The sequence below is a fragment of the Micromonospora sp. NPDC049171 genome (genome assembly GCF_040648275.1).
Lineage (GTDB): Bacteria > Actinomycetota > Actinomycetes > Mycobacteriales > Micromonosporaceae > Micromonospora.
The window spans coordinates 16,988-33,713 of record NZ_JBEZDJ010000048.1; the positions used below are offsets into that span (position 1 = coordinate 16,988).

Annotated in this window: 22 protein-coding genes; 8 read left to right on the forward strand and 14 right to left on the reverse strand. The window is 71.0% G+C overall.

Annotated elements, in window-relative coordinates:
* Positions 1 to 34 precede the first annotated feature (34 nt).
* The 5 genes from AB0B14_RS35655 to AB0B14_RS35675 form a co-directional block, all read right to left on the reverse strand.
* Entirely contained in the window at positions 35 to 544 is a 510-nt protein-coding gene (locus AB0B14_RS35655; protein WP_357526499.1) for a methylated-DNA--[protein]-cysteine S-methyltransferase, read from the reverse strand.
* Positions 541 to 2,016: an AlkA N-terminal domain-containing protein gene (locus AB0B14_RS35660; protein WP_357526501.1), complete on the reverse strand. Its 1,476-nt coding sequence runs from the start codon at positions 2,014 to 2,016 to the stop codon at positions 541 to 543. Before AB0B14_RS35660 ends, AB0B14_RS35655 begins: the two co-directional genes overlap by 4 nt.
* A gap of 77 nt (positions 2,017 to 2,093) precedes the next feature.
* A complete protein-coding gene (locus AB0B14_RS35665; RefSeq protein ID WP_357067717.1) occupies positions 2,094 to 3,545 on the reverse strand; it encodes an FAD-binding oxidoreductase in 1,452 nt (483 codons plus the stop codon).
* A gap of 245 nt (positions 3,546 to 3,790) precedes the next feature.
* The gene (locus AB0B14_RS35670) at positions 3,791 to 4,390 is read right to left on the reverse strand and encodes a hypothetical protein (RefSeq protein WP_357526503.1); all 600 of its coding nucleotides are present in this window, start codon (positions 4,388 to 4,390) and stop codon (positions 3,791 to 3,793) included.
* A complete protein-coding gene (locus AB0B14_RS35675; RefSeq protein ID WP_357067721.1) occupies positions 4,387 to 4,896 on the reverse strand; it encodes a SigE family RNA polymerase sigma factor in 510 nt (169 codons plus the stop codon). Before AB0B14_RS35675 ends, AB0B14_RS35670 begins: the two co-directional genes overlap by 4 nt.
* Before the next feature lie 140 nt (positions 4,897 to 5,036).
* Here AB0B14_RS35675 and AB0B14_RS35680 point away from each other — a divergent pair, with 140 nt between their 5' ends.
* Positions 5,037 to 5,585, forward strand: a complete 549-nt coding sequence (locus AB0B14_RS35680; RefSeq protein ID WP_357067723.1) for a hypothetical protein — start codon at positions 5,037 to 5,039, stop codon at positions 5,583 to 5,585.
* Positions 5,586 to 5,714: 129 nt separating this feature from the next.
* Positions 5,715 to 6,449, forward strand: coding sequence for a peptidase E (locus tag AB0B14_RS35685; RefSeq protein WP_357067725.1), 735 nt, complete (start codon positions 5,715 to 5,717; stop codon positions 6,447 to 6,449).
* 3 nt (positions 6,450 to 6,452) lie between these two features.
* Here AB0B14_RS35685 and AB0B14_RS35690 read toward each other — a convergent pair whose 3' ends face one another.
* On the reverse strand, positions 6,453 to 7,022 hold the full coding sequence (locus AB0B14_RS35690) for an exonuclease (RefSeq protein ID WP_357067727.1): 570 nt from the start codon (positions 7,020 to 7,022) through the stop codon (positions 6,453 to 6,455).
* Between the two features lie 96 nt (positions 7,023 to 7,118).
* Here AB0B14_RS35690 and ychF point away from each other — a divergent pair, with 96 nt between their 5' ends.
* Positions 7,119 to 8,204 carry a redox-regulated ATPase YchF gene (gene ychF / locus AB0B14_RS35695; RefSeq protein ID WP_357067729.1) on the forward strand — a complete coding sequence of 362 codons (1,086 nt, stop codon included), beginning with the start codon at positions 7,119 to 7,121 and terminating at the stop codon, positions 8,202 to 8,204.
* A 69-nt stretch (positions 8,205 to 8,273) separates the two neighbouring features.
* Here ychF and AB0B14_RS35700 read toward each other — a convergent pair whose 3' ends face one another.
* From AB0B14_RS35700 to AB0B14_RS35710, 3 genes are all read right to left on the reverse strand, one after another.
* Entirely contained in the window at positions 8,274 to 8,972 is a 699-nt protein-coding gene (locus AB0B14_RS35700) for a zinc-binding dehydrogenase (protein WP_357526505.1), read from the reverse strand.
* Complete coding sequence (locus tag AB0B14_RS35705) at positions 8,947 to 9,753, reverse strand: hypothetical protein (protein WP_357526507.1); 807 nt, start codon at positions 9,751 to 9,753, stop codon at positions 8,947 to 8,949. Before AB0B14_RS35705 ends, AB0B14_RS35700 begins: the two co-directional genes overlap by 26 nt.
* Before the next feature lie 111 nt (positions 9,754 to 9,864).
* Entirely contained in the window at positions 9,865 to 10,260 is a 396-nt protein-coding gene (locus tag AB0B14_RS35710; protein ID WP_357067893.1) for a helix-turn-helix domain-containing protein, read from the reverse strand.
* Positions 10,261 to 10,353: 93 nt separating this feature from the next.
* Between AB0B14_RS35710 and AB0B14_RS35715 the strand changes: the two genes are divergently transcribed.
* Positions 10,354 to 11,103, forward strand: a complete 750-nt coding sequence (locus AB0B14_RS35715; protein ID WP_357526509.1) for an SDR family oxidoreductase — start codon at positions 10,354 to 10,356, stop codon at positions 11,101 to 11,103.
* 22 nt (positions 11,104 to 11,125) lie between these two features.
* On the opposite strand, the gene AB0B14_RS35720 is transcribed toward AB0B14_RS35715, so the two are convergent.
* Complete coding sequence (locus tag AB0B14_RS35720; RefSeq protein ID WP_357067745.1) at positions 11,126 to 11,500, reverse strand: VOC family protein; 375 nt, start codon at positions 11,498 to 11,500, stop codon at positions 11,126 to 11,128.
* A gap of 116 nt (positions 11,501 to 11,616) precedes the next feature.
* Here AB0B14_RS35720 and AB0B14_RS35725 point away from each other — a divergent pair, with 116 nt between their 5' ends.
* The 3 genes from AB0B14_RS35725 to AB0B14_RS35735 are packed head-to-tail and all read left to right on the forward strand — an operon-like array spanning position 11,617 to position 12,868.
* Complete coding sequence (locus tag AB0B14_RS35725) at positions 11,617 to 12,075, forward strand: SRPBCC domain-containing protein (RefSeq protein WP_357526511.1); 459 nt, start codon at positions 11,617 to 11,619, stop codon at positions 12,073 to 12,075.
* A complete protein-coding gene (locus AB0B14_RS35730; protein ID WP_357526513.1) occupies positions 12,072 to 12,422 on the forward strand; it encodes a metalloregulator ArsR/SmtB family transcription factor in 351 nt (116 codons plus the stop codon). The genes AB0B14_RS35725 and AB0B14_RS35730 overlap by 4 nt, the downstream gene beginning before the upstream one ends.
* Before the next feature lie 2 nt (positions 12,423 to 12,424).
* Positions 12,425 to 12,868, forward strand: a complete 444-nt coding sequence (locus AB0B14_RS35735; RefSeq protein WP_357526515.1) for an SRPBCC domain-containing protein — start codon at positions 12,425 to 12,427, stop codon at positions 12,866 to 12,868.
* Here the strand turns inward: AB0B14_RS35735 and AB0B14_RS35740 are convergent.
* The 4 genes from AB0B14_RS35740 to AB0B14_RS35755 form a co-directional block, all read right to left on the reverse strand.
* Positions 12,852 to 14,123 carry an MFS transporter gene (locus tag AB0B14_RS35740; RefSeq protein WP_357526517.1) on the reverse strand — a complete coding sequence of 424 codons (1,272 nt, stop codon included), beginning with the start codon at positions 14,121 to 14,123 and terminating at the stop codon, positions 12,852 to 12,854. The two genes, AB0B14_RS35735 and AB0B14_RS35740, sit on opposite strands and share 17 nt — an antisense overlap.
* 169 nt (positions 14,124 to 14,292) lie before the next feature.
* A complete protein-coding gene (locus AB0B14_RS35745) occupies positions 14,293 to 15,024 on the reverse strand; it encodes a class I SAM-dependent methyltransferase (protein ID WP_357067756.1) in 732 nt (243 codons plus the stop codon).
* Positions 15,025 to 15,257: 233 nt separating this feature from the next.
* Positions 15,258 to 15,620, reverse strand: a complete 363-nt coding sequence (locus AB0B14_RS35750; protein ID WP_110563545.1) for a PH domain-containing protein — start codon at positions 15,618 to 15,620, stop codon at positions 15,258 to 15,260.
* 51 nt (positions 15,621 to 15,671) lie between these two features.
* The gene (locus AB0B14_RS35755; RefSeq protein ID WP_357067759.1) at positions 15,672 to 15,980 is read right to left on the reverse strand and encodes a 4a-hydroxytetrahydrobiopterin dehydratase; all 309 of its coding nucleotides are present in this window, start codon (positions 15,978 to 15,980) and stop codon (positions 15,672 to 15,674) included.
* Positions 15,981 to 16,163: 183 nt separating this feature from the next.
* Between AB0B14_RS35755 and AB0B14_RS35760 the strand changes: the two genes are divergently transcribed.
* Positions 16,164 to 16,604 (forward strand): (deoxy)nucleoside triphosphate pyrophosphohydrolase, encoded by a 441-nt coding sequence (locus AB0B14_RS35760; RefSeq protein ID WP_357067761.1) that lies wholly within the window; start codon positions 16,164 to 16,166, stop codon positions 16,602 to 16,604.
* The last annotated feature ends 122 nt before the right edge of the window (positions 16,605 to 16,726 follow it).

Here is a 16,726-nt window from a genome sequence, read left to right on the forward strand (position 1 = left end):
CAGACGGTAGCGTCAATGGCGGCCGGAGCCGGTGTCAGCTTGCTGTCAGGCGCCGCTCATGACCGAGAAGCCACGTCTTCACGTCCAGCCCCCAGCGGTACCCGCCGAGCGTGCCATCGGTGCGCAGCACCCGGTGGCAGGGCACGAACAGTGCCGCCGCGTTCCGGGCGCACGCCGCCGCGGCGGCCCGCACCGCCGGTGGTCGACCGGCCAGCGCGGCGTACCCGGTGTAGGTGACCGGGGTGCCCGCCGGCACCTCGCGCAGCACCTGCCAGGCGTGCGCCATGAACTCCCCGCCGGTGCGCTGCCGCACCGGCACCGTGTCGATGGCGCTGAGGTCGCCGTCCAGGTAGGACCGGACCGCCGCGCTGACCGGGCCGAGGTCGGCCCGTTCGCGCACCGGCGCCCGCAGGCTCGGGTGGACCAGGGGCAGCAGCGCCGCCGGGTCCGGGGTGAAGCCGGCCGCTCGTACGTCGCCGTCCGGGCCGGCGAGGATGCTCAACGGGCCGGCCGGCGTGCTCATTACGGTGCTGTCGATGCTCATGCCGCTCTCCAGAGTCTCATCGTTGCGTAGGACCGCCAGGGACGCCAACGCTCGGCGTACCGGTCGAGGTTTGTCGGGTTGTCGGGCAGGCCGAGGGCGGCGGCGCCGCGTCGGACCGCGAGGTCGGTGCTGAGCAGGATGTCCGGGTCGCCGAAGGCGCGCATGGCCAAATAGTTGGCGGTCCACGGCCCAATACCAGGCAGCGCAAGCAACCCCCGAGTGGCCTCCCCCCGATCCACCGAAGCCCCCAGATCGACCGACCCGTCAAGAACCGCCCGAGCCACCCCCCGCAATGTCTCCCGCCGCCCCACCGGCATCCCAAATCCAGAGTCCGGCAGCGACAACAACTCCTCCGCGCTCAAAAACCCCCGGTGATCATGGAGTTGTTGTCCCGACACGCCGGAGTCGGTGGCAATAACCTCATGATCAACCGGGCGGAGGGAGGCGGTTAGGAGGCGGGTTAGGGTTTTTTTGGCGGCGGGTAGGGAGATTTGTTGGCCGATGATGGCTCGGACGGCCATCTCGAAGCCGTCTACCGCTCGGGGGACCCGGATGCCGGGTTCCGCCGCCACCGCGGGGGCCAGCGCCGGGTCGGCGGCCAGCGTGGCGTCGATGGCGGCCGGGTCCGCGTCCAGGTCGAGCAGCCGGCGACACCGGGCCACCGCGGGCGCCAGGTCACGGACGTCGGTCAACCGCAGCGTCGCCGCCACGTGCCCGGCCGCCGGGGTCAGCGCCACCTCGCCGGTGCCGTGCGGCAACCGCAAACCCCGGTGGTACGCCCCATCGCGCACCTCGTCCACGCCGGGCAGCGCCCGCACCGCGAAGAAGTCCAGCAGCGCGCCCGCGTGCAGCGGCGGACGGTACGCCAGCCGGAGCGCGATGGTCCCCGCACCGGTCGACGCCTGCTGACCGCCGCGAGCCGTCCGCAGGTCGGACGGGGCACTCGCGTACACCTCGCGGAGCGTGTCGTTGAACTGTCGGACGCTGCCGAAGCCGGCGGCGAACGCGATCTCCGCCATCGAGAGGCTTGTGGTCTCGATCAGGATCCGGGCGGTCTGCGCCCGCTGGGCCCGGGCCAGTGCGAGCGGCCCGGCGCCCATCTCGGCGCGCAGCATCCGGTGCAGGTGCCGTTCGGTGTAGCCCAGTCGGGAGGCCAACCCCGGTACGCCGTCCCGGTCGACCACCCCGTCGGCGATCAGCCGCATCGCGCGGCCGACCACGTCCGCGCGGACGTCCCACAGGGGTGAGCCCGGCGCGGCGTCCGGCCGGCAGCGGCGGCAGGCGCGCAGCCCGACACCCTGCGCGGCGGCGGCGGACGGAAAGAACCGGACGTTCTGCCGCTTGGGTGTGATCGCCGGGCAGGACGGCCGGCAGTAGATGCCGGTGGACGTCACGCCCGTGTAGAACCAACCGTCGAACCGTTGGTCACGACTGTCCACGGCCCGGTAACACCGCTCGAAGTCCAGCTCCATGTCACCGATCATGCCCCGCTCGACCCGCCGTCGGCTGGCGGGAATCGGACCTTGCCGTGCCGGTGAGCAGGGGCCCGTCAACGGGGACGACGGCGACGCCGATGAGGTTGGCCGACCCCGGTGGGCTGGCCGGCACGACTCGGCTGCGCGGCACGATTCGGCTGGGCGGCACGGTTGGGCTGCGCGGCACGGTTCGGCTGGGTGGCGCGCTGTGGCTGGCCGGTCAGCAGGGCGGACCGGAAGACGCCGTCCGGGTCGTACCGCTTCCACAGCCGCCGCACCCGGGCCCCGGTCTCGCCCGGGTAGATCCGGGCGAACGCGGCCGGGTCCGGTCGGCTCTCGAAGTTGACGTACGCGCCGTCGGCCCGCGCCCCGACGGACCGCCAGGCGGCGTCCAACGCCGCACCGCCCTGCGGTGGGAACACCGAGGCGATGACCAGGGTGTCCTGGTGGCGATGGGAGTACGCGGTCGCGTCGGGAGCCACGTCGTTGACCGCCCCGCCCAGCGAGCGGAGCTGCACCACCGCGCGCCCCGGCCCGGTCACGGCTCGCATCACGGCCCGCGCCCCCGCGTCGTTCAGCCCGGTGAACAGGCCGTTGGTGGTAGTGCCGCGCTGCTGGCCGACGTTGGGGTTGAGGTGCGCGGTCGGCACCAGGGTCGGGTAGGGCAGCAGGTCGGTGCGGTGTTCGAGCACCTTGCCGATGGCGAGCAGCGGCTCCACCGCGGGCCGCGCCCGGCGCAGGCTCTCGGCGGCCACCACGGCGGTGATGGACATGAGTGCCGAACGCCCGTCCGCGAACACCATCGCCGCCGCGGACAACTCCCGTGGGGCCTGCGCGAGGTAGGCCGTCCACTCCCGGACGGTGCGCCCGTCCGGATGCGCCTCGACGACCACCTGCGTCACGCCGACGTTGCGTTGCTCGACGGCCTCGATCTCGAAGGCCACCACGATCCCCGCACCAGCTCCGGCACCACGGACCAGCCAGAACAGCTCCGGCTCGTGCGCGGCGTCCGCGCGTACCAGCGTCCCGTCGGCGAGCACCACCTCGACGGCGCGGACGCGGTCGATGGTGAGGCCGTGGGCGCGGACCAGCCAGCCGACCCCGCCGCCGGTAGCCAGACCGCCGACCCCGACGCCGCCGTAGTCACCCGAGCTGACCACCAGGCCGTACGGTGCCAACGCCTTCGCGACGTTCGCCCAGCGGGCACCGGCCTCGACCCGGACCAGCCCGGCCCGCTCGTCGAGCACCTGCACGCGGTTGAGCATGGACAGGTCGATGACCACTCCACCGTTGTTCGAGGAGGCCCCGGAGAAGCCGTGCCCGCCGCTGCGGACGGCGATCGGCAGCCGTTGCTCCCGCGCATAGCGCAACGCGTCGACCACCTGGGCCGTGGTCTTCGGCAGCAGCACGGCGGCCGGCGACGCCGTGGTGGTGTACGTGGAGCGCAGCTGCGCGTACCGGCGGTCGCCGGGTGTGACGATCTGCCCGGTGAGCGAGGCGGGCACCCGGGGCATGGCGGTGCTCATCGTCGCCCCCACGGCTCGCACGTCGGGTGCCCGAGATCGGTCATGGCCCAAGGATGGGCGGGCTTACCGGCCTCGGCAAACCCGGTGGGCGGGTGCGCGCTGGTCACGGAGCCGCGCTGCGCTCGCCGGTGTGGGGGAGGTGACAGGTATCTCCGGTCGGACCCTGCGCTGGCGCTGCCGCCGGAGCCGGCCACGGTGGGCCGGTCAGGCCGGGGCGAGGAGGCCGTCGACCTGACCGGTTCCGCTCAGCGCGACACAGTCGGGGTGGCTATCGGCGCGCCGGATGGGTTCAACGGCGCAGCCGGCGCGCCGGATGGGTTCAACGGCGCAGCCGGCGCGCCGGGCGGGTTCATCGGCGACGGATCACCAGGCGTAGCGGGCACCCCAGGCGCACCGGGCACCCCGGGCGTACCGGGCACTCCAGATTCGCCGGTATCCCCGGGTACCCCGGGCACCCCGGGAGCACCGGGCATCCCCGGGGCATCAGCGGTATCACCGGGCGCACCGGGCTTGCCGGGCGCGCCCGGCCGCGTCCCCGGGTCCTGTTTCGCGCCGCCGGGGCTCGGTGCAACCGTCGACTCGGGCGCGGGCGGGCCGGGCACGGCCGCCGGACCCGCCGGGCTGGGTGCGGCCGGTGGGGCCTCGCCCGAGCCGGTCGAGGCGAGAGCGAGCGGAGTGGCGATGAGGATCGCCGCGAGGGTGCCGACCGCCCCCATCGTCACCGTGGCGCGGCGCCGGTTGCGCACCCGCCGTTCCGCTCGGTTCAACTGGTCATGCACGATCGGTGCCTCCTCGGCCAGGTCGGTGAGGGTGCAGCGGATGAGGTGCTCGAAGGGATCGGTCATCGCCGTACCTCCAGCATTTCGACCTCCGGCAGCAGCTCGCGCAGGCGCGTGACAGCCCGGTGGGTACGGCTGCGTACCGTGCCCACGGAGCAGCCGAGCAGCTCGGCGACCCGGGCTTCGGGCAGGTCCTCGTAGTAGCGCAGGACCACCACCGTCCGCTGGGTCGGTGGCAGGTGGCGCAGCGCGGCGCGCATCGCCAACCGCACGTCGGAGCCGCCGCTCGGATCGACGCCGACCGGTTCGTCCGCCGGGTTGAGCGGCGTCTCCCGCCACCGGCGCAGTCGTCGCCACCAGCTGATCTGCTCGCGGTACATCACCACGCGCAGATAGCCCTCGGGATCGGCGTGTCGGATGGACCCCCACTTCGGGATGGTCCGCGCCAACGCCGACTGGAACAGATCCTCGGCGGCGGTGTGGTCCCCGGTCAGCAGGTACGCGACCCGCATCAGCGCCGGCGTCCGGTTGCCGACGAACTCGGCCAGCCGAGCCCGCTCGTCCTCGTCCACCCACACCTCCGTTTCGTTGTCACAGATACAGACGCCGCAGGTCATCGTGGCTATCCGCGATCTGCCGGGTTTTTCCGCCCCGGAAGTGTCGGTCGGGACGGGTAACGTCCGGCCACCAATTCAAGAAGGGGTGGCGCGACATGGCGAGCGTGGCGGGTTGGGCGGCGGCGTCGACACCGGGCACGTTCCCGCCGCTGCCCCGCGCGGTGGCGCAGTCCCTCTACCGCCGGATGCGGGCCGTCGCACCCGCCGCCCGGGGCGCCATCGACCGGGACCGGGCGACCGACTCCGAGCGGGCCTTCGCCGACACCGCCTGCGGCCGGTTGGTCGACTCCCTCGACGACGCGGGCCTGCGGGCGCTCGGCATGTGGACACACCACTGGTGCATGCGCTTCTACGACGACGACACCCGGGCCGGCCGACGGTTGGTTCGCGAGATCGCGGCCCGGCAGGGGCTGGGCTGGACGGCCGACGAGGTGCGCTGGATGCTGCGCGAGTCGTGGTCGGCCGGCCCGGCCGCCGCCGACCGGTTCACGCTGCCGCGGGCCGCCGCGGCCCAACTACCCCCGGCCGACCGACCGCTCGCCGAGCTGCCCCCGGCTGCCCTCCAGCCCGAGGCCCAGCTGCCGCCGGCCGCCCGACCCGAGGCCCGGGTGCCGCACCAGCGCCGCCCGGAACGCTCGCGTTGATGATGGGGTTGGCGGGGTGTTCGACCGACAGGCAGCCCACCAACCGATGATCACCGAATTGGGGCCGACGGTGTGCCGGCGGGCGGCTGCGGCAGGATGGACGACGGACCACCGACGGAAGGACGCCCGATGCCCGCCAGCGCACCGACCATCCTCGCCACCAGCATGGGCTTCTTCCGCGGCGACCGCGGCCCCTCCAACCTGCGTCCCAGCCCGGTCTTCGAGTTGGCGGCCGAGCTGGCCGAGGCCGGTCCACAGCCACGGGTCTGCTATCTCGGTCAGGCCATCGGGGACCAGCCCACCGTGCTGAGCGCCATCTACGGAGCGTTCGCCGACACCCGGTTCCGGCTGTCGCACCTCGCCCTGTTCCCCATGCCGAACGTCGAGGACATCCGCGCCCACCTGCTCGCCCAGGACGTGATCTGGGTCGACGGTGGCAGCGTGGCCAACCTGGTGGCCGTGTGGCGGGTGCACGGGCTCGACGAGATCCTGCGCGAGTGCTGGCAGGCCGGCGTGGTGCTGGCCGGGGTCTCCGCGGGCTCGATCTGCTGGCACGTCGGCGGCGCCACCGACAGCTTCGGCCCGCGCCTGCGCGGCTTCACCGAGGGCTTGGCCTGGCTGCCGTACGGCAACGGGGTGCACTACGACAGCGAGGGGCAGCGGCGTCCGCTCATGCACGAGCTGGTCGGCAACGGGACGCTGCCGACCAGCCACTGCACCGACGACGGGGTCGGCCTGGTCTACCGCGGCACCCAGTTGGTCGAGGCGATCGCGGACCGCGAGGGCGCGTCGGCGTACGAGGTCAGCCGCGGCGCGGACGGCAGCGTCCGGGAGGCGGTCATCGCCCCGCGCCTGCTCGGCTGAGCGTCACGCCTGCTCGGCAGGCGGCTGGCGTCGGAGCACCGCATCGAAGACCTGCGCCAGCTCGGCGGCGTCCTCCCCGGCGTGGTGCGTGTGCGGCACGTCGTGCAGACCCAACTCGTGCTTGATCTTGCCCTTGCGGGTCTGGACCCACTCGCTGCCGGTCAGCCCCATCCAGTAGCTGCGCAGATCGACACCCGAGCCGGTGGCACCGAACGGGCTGTGGCCGACGAAGCGGACGAAGTACCAGTGCACGAACATGCCGTCCCAGACGGCCGGGGCGGCCAGGAAGACCGGGCGGCCGATCCGGCGCAGCCCGTTGACCCAGGTGGCCGCGGCGGACATCGCGTCCTGCGCGGTGGGTGCCTCCCGCAGCAGGCGGTCCCGGTCCAGGCCGGAGACGGCCAGCGCCGCCGGCACGAACTCGTCGGAGATCGGACGCAGCTCGGTGTAGAAGGTCAGGTCCGGGTGGCCGGCCACGGCCATGCCCAGCGAGATCATGCTGTACGGCCCGGGGATCGGCCCGTCCGCCTCCACATCGACGGCGACGTACAGCTCGGGCAACGTCGAGGTCATCCCACCTCCAGTAGCGAGACATCGGGTTCGGCAGGGTAGCAACGCTTGCCGGGTCCGGTCGCGACATAATCCGCACCCCGCGTAAGCTGGCTGGTCGTGAGTCTTTCCATCGGCATCGTCGGCCTGCCCAACGTCGGCAAGAGCACGTTGTTCAACGCGTTGACCAAGAACGACGTGCTGGCGGCGAACTATCCGTTCGCCACCATCGAGCCCAACGTCGGCGTGGTCGGCCTGCCCGACGAGCGGCTGGGCAAGCTGGCCGAGATCTTCTCCTCGCAGAAGGTGCTGCCGGCCCCGGTGTCGTTCGTCGACATCGCCGGCCTGGTCCGCGGCGCGTCGAAGGGGCAGGGTCGGGGCAACGCCTTCCTGGCCAACATCCGCGACGCCTCGGCGATCTGCCAGGTCGTCCGCGCCTTCTCCGACCCGAACGTGGTGCACGTCGACGGCAAGATCTCCCCGGCCGACGACATCGAGACGATCAACACCGAGCTGATCCTCGCCGACCTGCAAACCCTGGACAAGGCGCTGCCCCGGTTGGAGAAGGAAGCCAAGCTCCGCAAGGACCGGGCCGCCGCGGTCGCCGCCGCGAAGGCAGCCATCGAGGTGCTCGACGGCGGCACCACCCTCTACTCCGGGGCCGCCGCCGCCAAGATCGAGCTGGAGCACCTGCGCGAGCTGCACCTGCTCACCACCAAGCCCTTCCTGTACGTCTTCAACGTCGACGAGGCCGAGCTGGCCAACGAGACGTTCCTCGACGAGCTGCGCGCCCTGGTCGCCCCCGCCGAAGCCGTCTTCATGGACGCGAAGATCGAATCCGAGCTGGTAGACCTGCCCGAGGAGGAGGCCCGCGAGCTGCTGGAGTCGATCGGGCAGAACGAGCCCGGCCTCAACCAGCTCGTCCGGGTCGGCTTCCGCACGCTCGGCCTCCAGACGTACCTCACGGCCGGCCCCAAGGAAGCACGCGCCTGGACCGTCCCGGTCGGCGCGACCGCGCCGGAGGCCGCGGGTGTCATCCACAGCGACTTCCAGCGCGGCTTCATCAAGGCCGAGGTGGTCTCCTACCACGACCTGGTCGAGCACGGTTCGATGTCGTCGGCCAAGGCGGCGGGCAAGGTCCGCATCGAGGGCAAGGAGTACGTCATGCAGGACGGCGACGTGGTGGAGTTCCGCTTCAACGTCTGACCCGGCCTGGTTTCACAGGTCAGGTCCCACCGCAGGTCGGTAAAGACGGGCTGCGGTGGCCGGCTGACCTCAGGGTGTGACGTCCACCAGCACCTTGCCGACCGCGCCGGCCTCGACCGCTCGATGCGCATCGGCGGTGCGGTGCAGCGGAAAGCGGAGCAGTGCCAGGCCGTGCTCCTCGCCGACCGGCAGAGCGCCGTCGTGGAGAGCGGCGGTGACGTCCTCGACGGCTGCGGCGCGTGCCTGCGGGCCAGCCGTGTAGAGCACCAGGAACTGCAGGCGGGTGTTCAGCACCATGTTCTGACCCACGTTCAGCTCGACCGCATGTCCGCCCTCGTTGGCGTACGTCGCGATCGTGCCGCAGGTGCGCAGCACGGCTAGGTCCAGAGCGAGGTTTGCGCCGAGCGCCACCTCGGCGACGATGTCGACGCCGGCAGGGGTGATCGCCCGGATGGCGGCGGTCGGGTCGCCCTCGCGGTAGTTGATGGTGTGGTGGGCTCCGGCCGCGGTGGCCAGCGTGGCCTTCTCCGGGCCGCTGACCGTGCTGATCACGGTGGCGCCGGCCCATCGGGCGAGCTGGATCACCGCGTGCCCGACCGCGCCGGCTCCGCCGGCGGCGAGCACGACCTTGCCGTCGAGTGCGCCGGGGCGCAGCCGGTGTGGTCCGTCCTCGGCGACGGTGAGTGCGCGATGAGCGGTGAGCGCGGGGCGGTGCCGACCTCCGATAGGGCATGGTGCAACGTCAGGGACGAACCGCCTTCTCACCATGGACGGCCGCGTACTCCACCGCGAGCCATGGCCCCAGGTCGTCGATGAGGTGGCGTAGTACCGCCGGATCCGCCGAGGGCGCGTGCCCGATCCTCGCAGCGGCGCGCATCTGCTCGGCGCGTTCCGGGTAGTAGAGACCGAACGCCTCGGCGGACTCGGTGAGGTCGCTTGTCCAGCCTCCCCAGCGGGGCATGACCAGCGTGAATCCCGTTCTGACGATGCGACGAGCGACGAGCCGGCAGAGGCTCCTACGGTGGTTGTCGGTGCTCGCTTGGGCCGCTTGCCCACGCCAGTTGGGAAGCGCGATCGACAGGTCGCCGTTTGTCTCGCGGGCGAGCAGGGGAGTGGGCCGGTAGCCGGGGAGTTGGTCGGCGAGGTCGTCGCCCAGCAAGGGAGTGCACAGGCAGGCGACGAAGAAGCCGAGATCGTGACGTTCAAGCTCGCTGAGCAGGGTGCGTGCGCTGAACAGCAGGATGCCCACGCCGTCGATCTCGTCGAAGGACTGGTCGAGGGCTTGCTCGATCCGCGTGGCATCCAGGCGGTCGGCCTCCGTCGGCTCGGCGTGCAGAGCGAGCAACAAATCAAGATCGGAGACTCCGGGTACGGCGGTGCCACGCGGGATGCTGCCGTAGAGGTAGGCGCTGTGCAGTCGGCCGCCGCCAAAAGACTCGGCTGTCCGGGTGCGTGCCGCGTCGACAACACCGGCGAATTCCGGTGGGACCCGACTCAGCGCACCTTCCCGCGCGATCCAACCGTCGACGGTCAATCCTCTGCCGGTCATGGGATCACTGTGCCGCACCAGATGATCTTCGGCGAGTGGCTCGCGCCCCGGACGCTCGACGACGATCACTGAACTCGCCGGCCCGCTCGGCGTGGTTTGCGCGTCACCGCGTCATTCCTGCTGGCTGTCGTAGTGCTTCTGGGCGGCGAGGAGCTCGTCTCCGTGTTGGCCGAACCATCGGATGAGATCGGTGAGTGGTCCGGCCAGGCTGACACCGAGTTCCGTCAGGCTGTAGGTGACCTGGGGCGGGTTGGTGGGTGCCACATGGCGGGCGACAAGCCCGGCCCGGGCCAGTGCTTTGAGGTTCTGCGACAGCATTTTCTGGCTGATGCCACCGACTCGTGCGTGCAACTGCGCGAAGCGATGCGGGCCGGCGATGAGGGCCGCCATGATCAGCGTCGCCCAGCGGCTTGTTGTCTGATCCATGATCGGTCTGAGTAGGCACTTGTTGTCGAAGGTGTCATAGGCCAGGAGCCGGGCGGCTGTCGCGGCCTGCTCTGTTTCCATCACGACAGGAGCTTACAAAAAAGTACCTACTTCCCACCAGTAAGTAGCTTTTCTATGGTGACTTCTCCAGGTACTACTGGCCAAGGAGTCACTGTGAGCAGCAACAACGGACGTACGGCGATCGTCACGGGCGCGTCGAAGGGCCTGGGTGCGGGGATCGCCACGGCTCTTGCCGAGAGCGGCGCTGCCGTCGTGGTGAACTACCGGGGGGATGCGCAGGGTGCCGAGCGGGTGGTCGCGGGCATCACCGCCAAGGACGGCCGGGCGATCGCGGTCCAGGCGGACGTGGCCAGCAGCGACGATGTGCGCCGCCTCTTCGACCGGGCACGCGAGGTGTTCGGCCCGGTCGACGTGCTCGTGAACAATGCGGCCGTCGCCACGTTCGCGCCACTGTCGAGCATCACCGGGGACGAGTTCCAGCGTGAGATGACCACGAACCTGCTGGGCACGATCCTGACTACGCAGGCCCTGGCCGCGCAGGACGACATCGACGCGGCGTCGATCATCAACGTCTCGACGGCCGGCACTCTCAGCCACCCTCCGTACGCCTCGCTCTACGTCGCGTCCAAGAGCGCCGTCAACGCCTTCACCATCGTTGCGTCCAAGGAGTTGGGCCCGCGCGGCATCCGGGTCAACGCGATCATGCCCGGACCGTCGGACACCGACGGCACCAGAGCCATGGGCTATGTCGGGTCGGATCACGAGGCACAGGCGATTGCCGTCACCCCCCTGGGCCGTACGGGCAGCCCTGACGACTACGGCCCGCTTGTGGCCTTCCTGGCTTCCGACGACGCGCGCTGGATCACCGGGGACGTCATCCTCGCTTCTGGAGGCTTGCGCTGACGCCCCTACGATTCTCCGCGCGTTACTGCTCGGCCCAGGCGCCCAGCTCGTTGCCGCTGGGGTCGGTGAAGTGGAACCGGCGGCCCCCGGGGAACTCGTACGGCCCGTTGACCACCTGACCACCGGCCTCCTTCACGGCCTGCACGGACCGGTCCAGGTCGCCTGAGTAGAGCAGCACCAGTGGGCCGCCCGCCCGGACGGTCTGGTCCAGGCGGAGGCCGCCCACCTCGGGTGCGGCGTCGCCGTGCGGGCTGCGGATGCCCGCGTACCCGGGGCCGTAGTCGTTGAACTGCCAGCCGAACGCGTCGGCGTAGAAGCGCTTGGCCTCGGCGAGGTTCGTCACCGTGAGCTCGACGTAGTCGATGGCGTGGTGCTGGTGCGGAGATGACTCAGACATGCCCGCCATTGTCGGCCCCGGGTACGACGAGACCGCGACATGCAACGAAAGGTTGCGCGATTGCGCGGGACTGTCGTAGGTTACGGGCAACCAAAGGTTGCGAAAGGGTGGGGCACATGGAGCAGGGAACCATCGAACGGGACATCCACGTCGACGCGTCACCCGAGGTGGTCTTCGAGGTGGTCAGTCAGCCCGAGCACATGCGGCAGTGGTGGCCCGACGACGCGCGGTTCGAGTCGGTCGCGGGCGCGCCCGGCGAGCTGGTGTGGCGCAACGCCGACACCGGCGAGACGACGACCGTCGCGTTCGCCGTCGTCGAGGTCGATCCGCCGAAGCGATTCTCCTTCCGGTGGTGCTTCACCGAGCCGGACCGCAGTGGGCAGGCGCTGCTCGTCACCTTCGACCTGATCCCCACCGGCACGGGGACGCTGATCCGGATGACCGAGACCGGCTTCCGCGAGATGGGCTGGGAGGTCGCCGTGCTGGAGGCGCAGTACCAGGACCACGAGAACGGTTGGGACCACTACCTGCCCCGGCTGGGCGGGTACGTCGCGCGGCTGGTCGCCACGCCGTGAGCACCGTGGTCGACGACGAGCTGTGGTCGGCGATCGGCGACCCGACCCGGCGTACGATGATCGATCTTCTGCTCTCCGACGGGCCGGGCACCGCGACGTCGCTGAGCCGGCGGCTACCGGTCACCCGGCAGGCCGTCGCGAAGCACCTGGCCGTCCTGGACCGGGTGGGGCTGATCCACGCCGAGCCGGCCGGTCGTGAGCGCCACTACCAGGTCGACGAGGCGCAGCTCGCCCGTGCCGTCGCGCAGCTGTCGGCGGTGGGCTCCAGCTGGGACGCCCGGCTCCGCCGGATCAAGCGGATCGCCGAGGCGATCGAGCGCAGCCGCCACACCAACGAAGGAGACTGACAGTGGTCGACATCCTGCACCAGGTCGGCGTCGTCGCCGCACTCGACGACGTCTACCGAGCGGTGGCAACTCCCGAGGGCGTTGCCGGCTGGTGGTCGGTCGACACGACCGGCAAGAGCGAGGTCGGCGGCCGGCTGGCGGTCCGGTTCGGCGACGACCCCGGGTTCGACCTGGACATCCTTGAGCTGGACCCGGCCGGCCGGGTGCGGTGGCGGGTCATCGACGGCCCCGCGGAGTGGATCGGCACCGAGATCGACTGGCGTCTCGAACAGCGTGGCGAGTTCACCGTCGTCCAGTTCAGGCACGAGGGCTGGCGCGAGCCGACCGAGCTCATGCACCAGTGCAGCACCAAGTGGGCGACGTTCCTGCTGAGCCTCAAGGCGCTGATGGAGACGGGGCACGGTCGGCCGGCACCGGACGACGTGCAGATCAGCGCCGGGCACTGACCTCGGTGCCGGTCGGGCCGCCGGGGGTTCCCGCGCTCCGCCGCGAGATCGCGAACCCTCCGGCGACCAGGCCGAGGGCCACTATCGCCACGGCGCAGAACAGCAGCGTCGGGCGGGCGCCCACGGCACCCACCAGTGGCCCGCCCAGCATGGTGCCCAGGGGCACCGCCAGGACGAGGATGGCACCGTTCGCGGCGAGCACCGCCGGCAGCTGCGCGGTCGACGTGCTGCGCTGGAAGAGCGCCATCGACGTGGACATGTACGGCGCCCAGATCAGGCCCGCCAGGGCGAAGGCCGGCAACGACACGACGAGCGGCGCACCCAGGCCGAGGGGCAGCATGGTTGCCCCGAACCCGACGACGATGCCGATGGTGGTGGCCCGCAGCGGCCAGCGGCGCAGGTAACCGGCGACCAGACCGCCGACGAGACCGCCGACGCCGAAGGCGGTGTAGAAGATCCCGAGCAGCGTCGCCGAGGCGTGCAGGTCGTCGGTGATGTGGATCGGCATCGCCACGTACACCGGCCCGAAGAGGAAGAAGAACCCCAGGCTCAGCAGCAGGAGTCCCAGCAGGGCCGGGTCGCGGCGGATGACCGCGAAGCCGGCGGTCCGCGATGCGCCGCGCTCGGCCCGCTGGACGCCGTCAGTGGTGGGAAGAGCGAGGCGGTACGTGAGGGCCAGCGCGGCGAAGGTGGCGGCGTCGATGGCGATGACCCACACCGGCCCCGCCCAGCCGATCAGGAGGCCCGCCAGTGGGGGGCCGACGATCGTGGCGAACCCGGCGATGGTGCCGAGCAGCGCGTTCGCGGGCAGGTGGTGGCGCTGCGGCAGCAGCTCGGCGATCAGGGTGAACCGCCCGGCCGAGCCCCACGAGTGCAACAGCGCCGACGCGGCCAGCAGGACCACGTACAGCCCGAGGGTGAGCACACCCGCGAGGTGGGCGACGGGGATCGCCGCGAGCGCGCCCGCCCGCAGGATCGCGTCCCACCCGGCGAGCTGGGCGCCGCCGCGCCCGCGCAGCAGCCGGCCGAAGACGACAGTCCCGACCGCGCTCGGCACGGAGTACGCCGCCATGGCCAGCGCGATCCAGATGCCGCGCCGGTCCGCCGGTGCGAGGTCGATGGCGAGCCAGGTCACCGCGACCACCGCCATGCCGTCGCCCAACGCCGACACGGCGAGCCCGGGTAGGACGCGCCGAAGTTGCGGGTGACTGACCACCGGCCAGTACGGCGAGGAGCGCGGAAACCGGGCTGTCATGGAGCCAGCTGACCCCTCGCGGACCCTGCGGATCAACAAAGACTGCCAACAGCAGAATCAGCCCAGGGCGAAAGGGCGGCGGCGGAGATCGACTCCGGTTCTTTGAAGTCGGGGGGTCAAGGAGACCTCGACACCCCGGAATCCCGGAACCGGAGTCGACCAGCCGCCGTTACTCCGCTCGGTAGACGGAGATGTGGGACGTGCTGTCGGCGGTGAACGGCCGCCGGTGCCAGTCGGCGTACCGCTCGGTGAGCCGGAGCCCTGCCTGCTGCGCCATCTCGTCGATCTGGTGCGGCCAGGCATACCGCATGGCGAACGGCTTCAGGTGCACACCGTCAGCGTCGAAGGTGATGGTCTGCCGGATGAAGGACTGCGCCGGTCGGTCGTACCGATGCAGTCGGATCGTCGCGGAGTCCTCGGTGACGCCCCAGACCTGCACCTGCTCGTCGGCGTCGAAGGTGCGCGGGTCGGGCACGAACGTCTCGATGACGAACGCCCCGCCAGGCGACAACACCCGGGCGACGTTGCGGAAACAGTCCGCCTGCCGCCCGGCGTCCACCAGGTTGAACAGCGTGTTGAAGACCAGGTACGCGAGCCGAAACTCACCCGTCACCGGTACGTCCGCCATGTCGGCGACGACCACCGGGATCCGGTCGCCGCCGGGCTTGGCCCGCAGCTGCGCCACCATCTCCTCGGACGCCTCGACACCGTGCACGTCGAGACCTCGCTCGGCCAGCGGCAGCGCGACCCGGCCGGTGCCGATCGCCAGTTCGAGAACCGGTCCACCGTCGGCCAGGTCGGCCAGGAAATCGACGGCTGGCACCGGGTCGGGGTTGCCGGGGCTGTCGTAGCCGGCGGCCCACAGCCGGCCGAAGAGGCCGGGATCGTCGAAGACCGACATCAGCGGCCTCCGGGGTTGGTCAGGGGGTCAGTGGCGCGCTCCCGCGCCGGGGGAGTCGGAGCAGATCTGCTCACGAAGCCTCGATTCCTCAAGTCGGATGACGTTGGGTCGGAGGGACTTCGTCGTGTTCGGCATGGTGGCTGCTCCCTTCGCGCGGCTGTGGACCGAGCAGACCAGAGACGGCTGCGGCCCGGCAAGGCATATATGCCAGCCGGGCCGCGGTGCTCGGGCGGTCAGGAGATGTGGTGCAGGATCACGTTGTGCACGTGGTGGCTCTTCTGCGCGCCACGGAACTCCACCTCGTAGGTGTGCGTCCCCACGTGGATCGCGATCGCACCGGTGGAGAAGAACGAGCCACCCCAGGACTTGTTGCTGACCACACTCACGCTGGTGATCTTCGAGTACGGGATGCTGGTGATCGCGAACCGCTTCCCGATGAACGAGCGGTCCTGGATGATCACGCGACGGTCCGTCAGCCCGATGAACCCGGTGCCGGTGCCGACCGCGTCGTAGACGGCGATGATCTGCTCGCCGTCGAGGAGGCCGCTCTCGATCTGCTGGACCTGCTCTTTGCGGTCGTACGCGATGTTCGCCATGGGTCCAAGGCTAGAAAACCGGTGCCAGCCCGCCCGCGAGAGCGACGGGCGTCAGGACTCGGTGACCGCCCGGTACGCGTCCTCGATGCGGGCGGCCAACAGGACCTCACCCTCGGTCAGCGGCTCGCCGTTGCCATGACCGACCCGGATCTGGGTGCTGTCGGGCAGGCGGCTGATCTCGGGGCGCAGGTGCAGTGCGTCAGCGACGACCTTGACCCGTTCGGTCAGGGCGGCGTGCTGGCTGTCGTCGATCGCGAGCGTCCGTCGGATCTGCTCACCTTCGCGCGTCCAACCAGATAGCAAGGTCAACGCGTCGGAGAGATAGTCGTGCTTGGCCCTGCTGTTGAACAGCACGCGCATCACCGCACCCCCCAAGCGCCGTTGTCGGCTCGTGGCCAAATCGTCGCCATCCCGTGTCTTGTCGGTGTCCTCTAGTCTGTCGCCGCTCGGAAGGGGTGTCCACGCCCACACTTCCGTGTTCTGTTGGCCTAGCGGACGGCTACGGTACCCAAACCGCCGATTGATCTGGCACCCTGGACGCCCGTGCGGACCGAACGGGCGAATGACGGCGGGCAGACCGAACGACGAGACCTGAAGGTGATCGTCGGTGCGGCGATCATCCGGGACGGGCGGGTGCTCGCCTGTGCGCGTGCCGCCCCGCCGGAGGTGGCGGGGATGTGGGAGTTCCCCGGCGGGAAGGTCGAGCCGGGGGAGACCGAAACCGACGCGCTGATCCGGGAGTGCGCCGAGGAGTTGGCCGTACGCGTCGAGATCGGCGACCGGGTCGGCCGCGATGTCCGAATGGCACACGGTCGTTCGGTGCTGAAGGTGTACACCGCCCGGCTGCTGGACGACGATCAGCCGCAGGCGCTGGAACACGAGGCGCTGCGCTGGCTCGCGGCCAACGAACTGGACTCGGTCACCTGGCTCCCCGCCGACACCCCCATCGTGGCCGCCCTCCGCCAACTCCTCAAAACCCCCTAACCCCGCCCCGCCCCGCCCCGCCCCCCGGTCCCTCGCCCCGCCCCCGGCCCCACCCCGCCCCCTCAGCTCCCGTTGATCATGGAGTTATTGTCGCGACACGCCGAGCGAGCGGGCAATAGCTC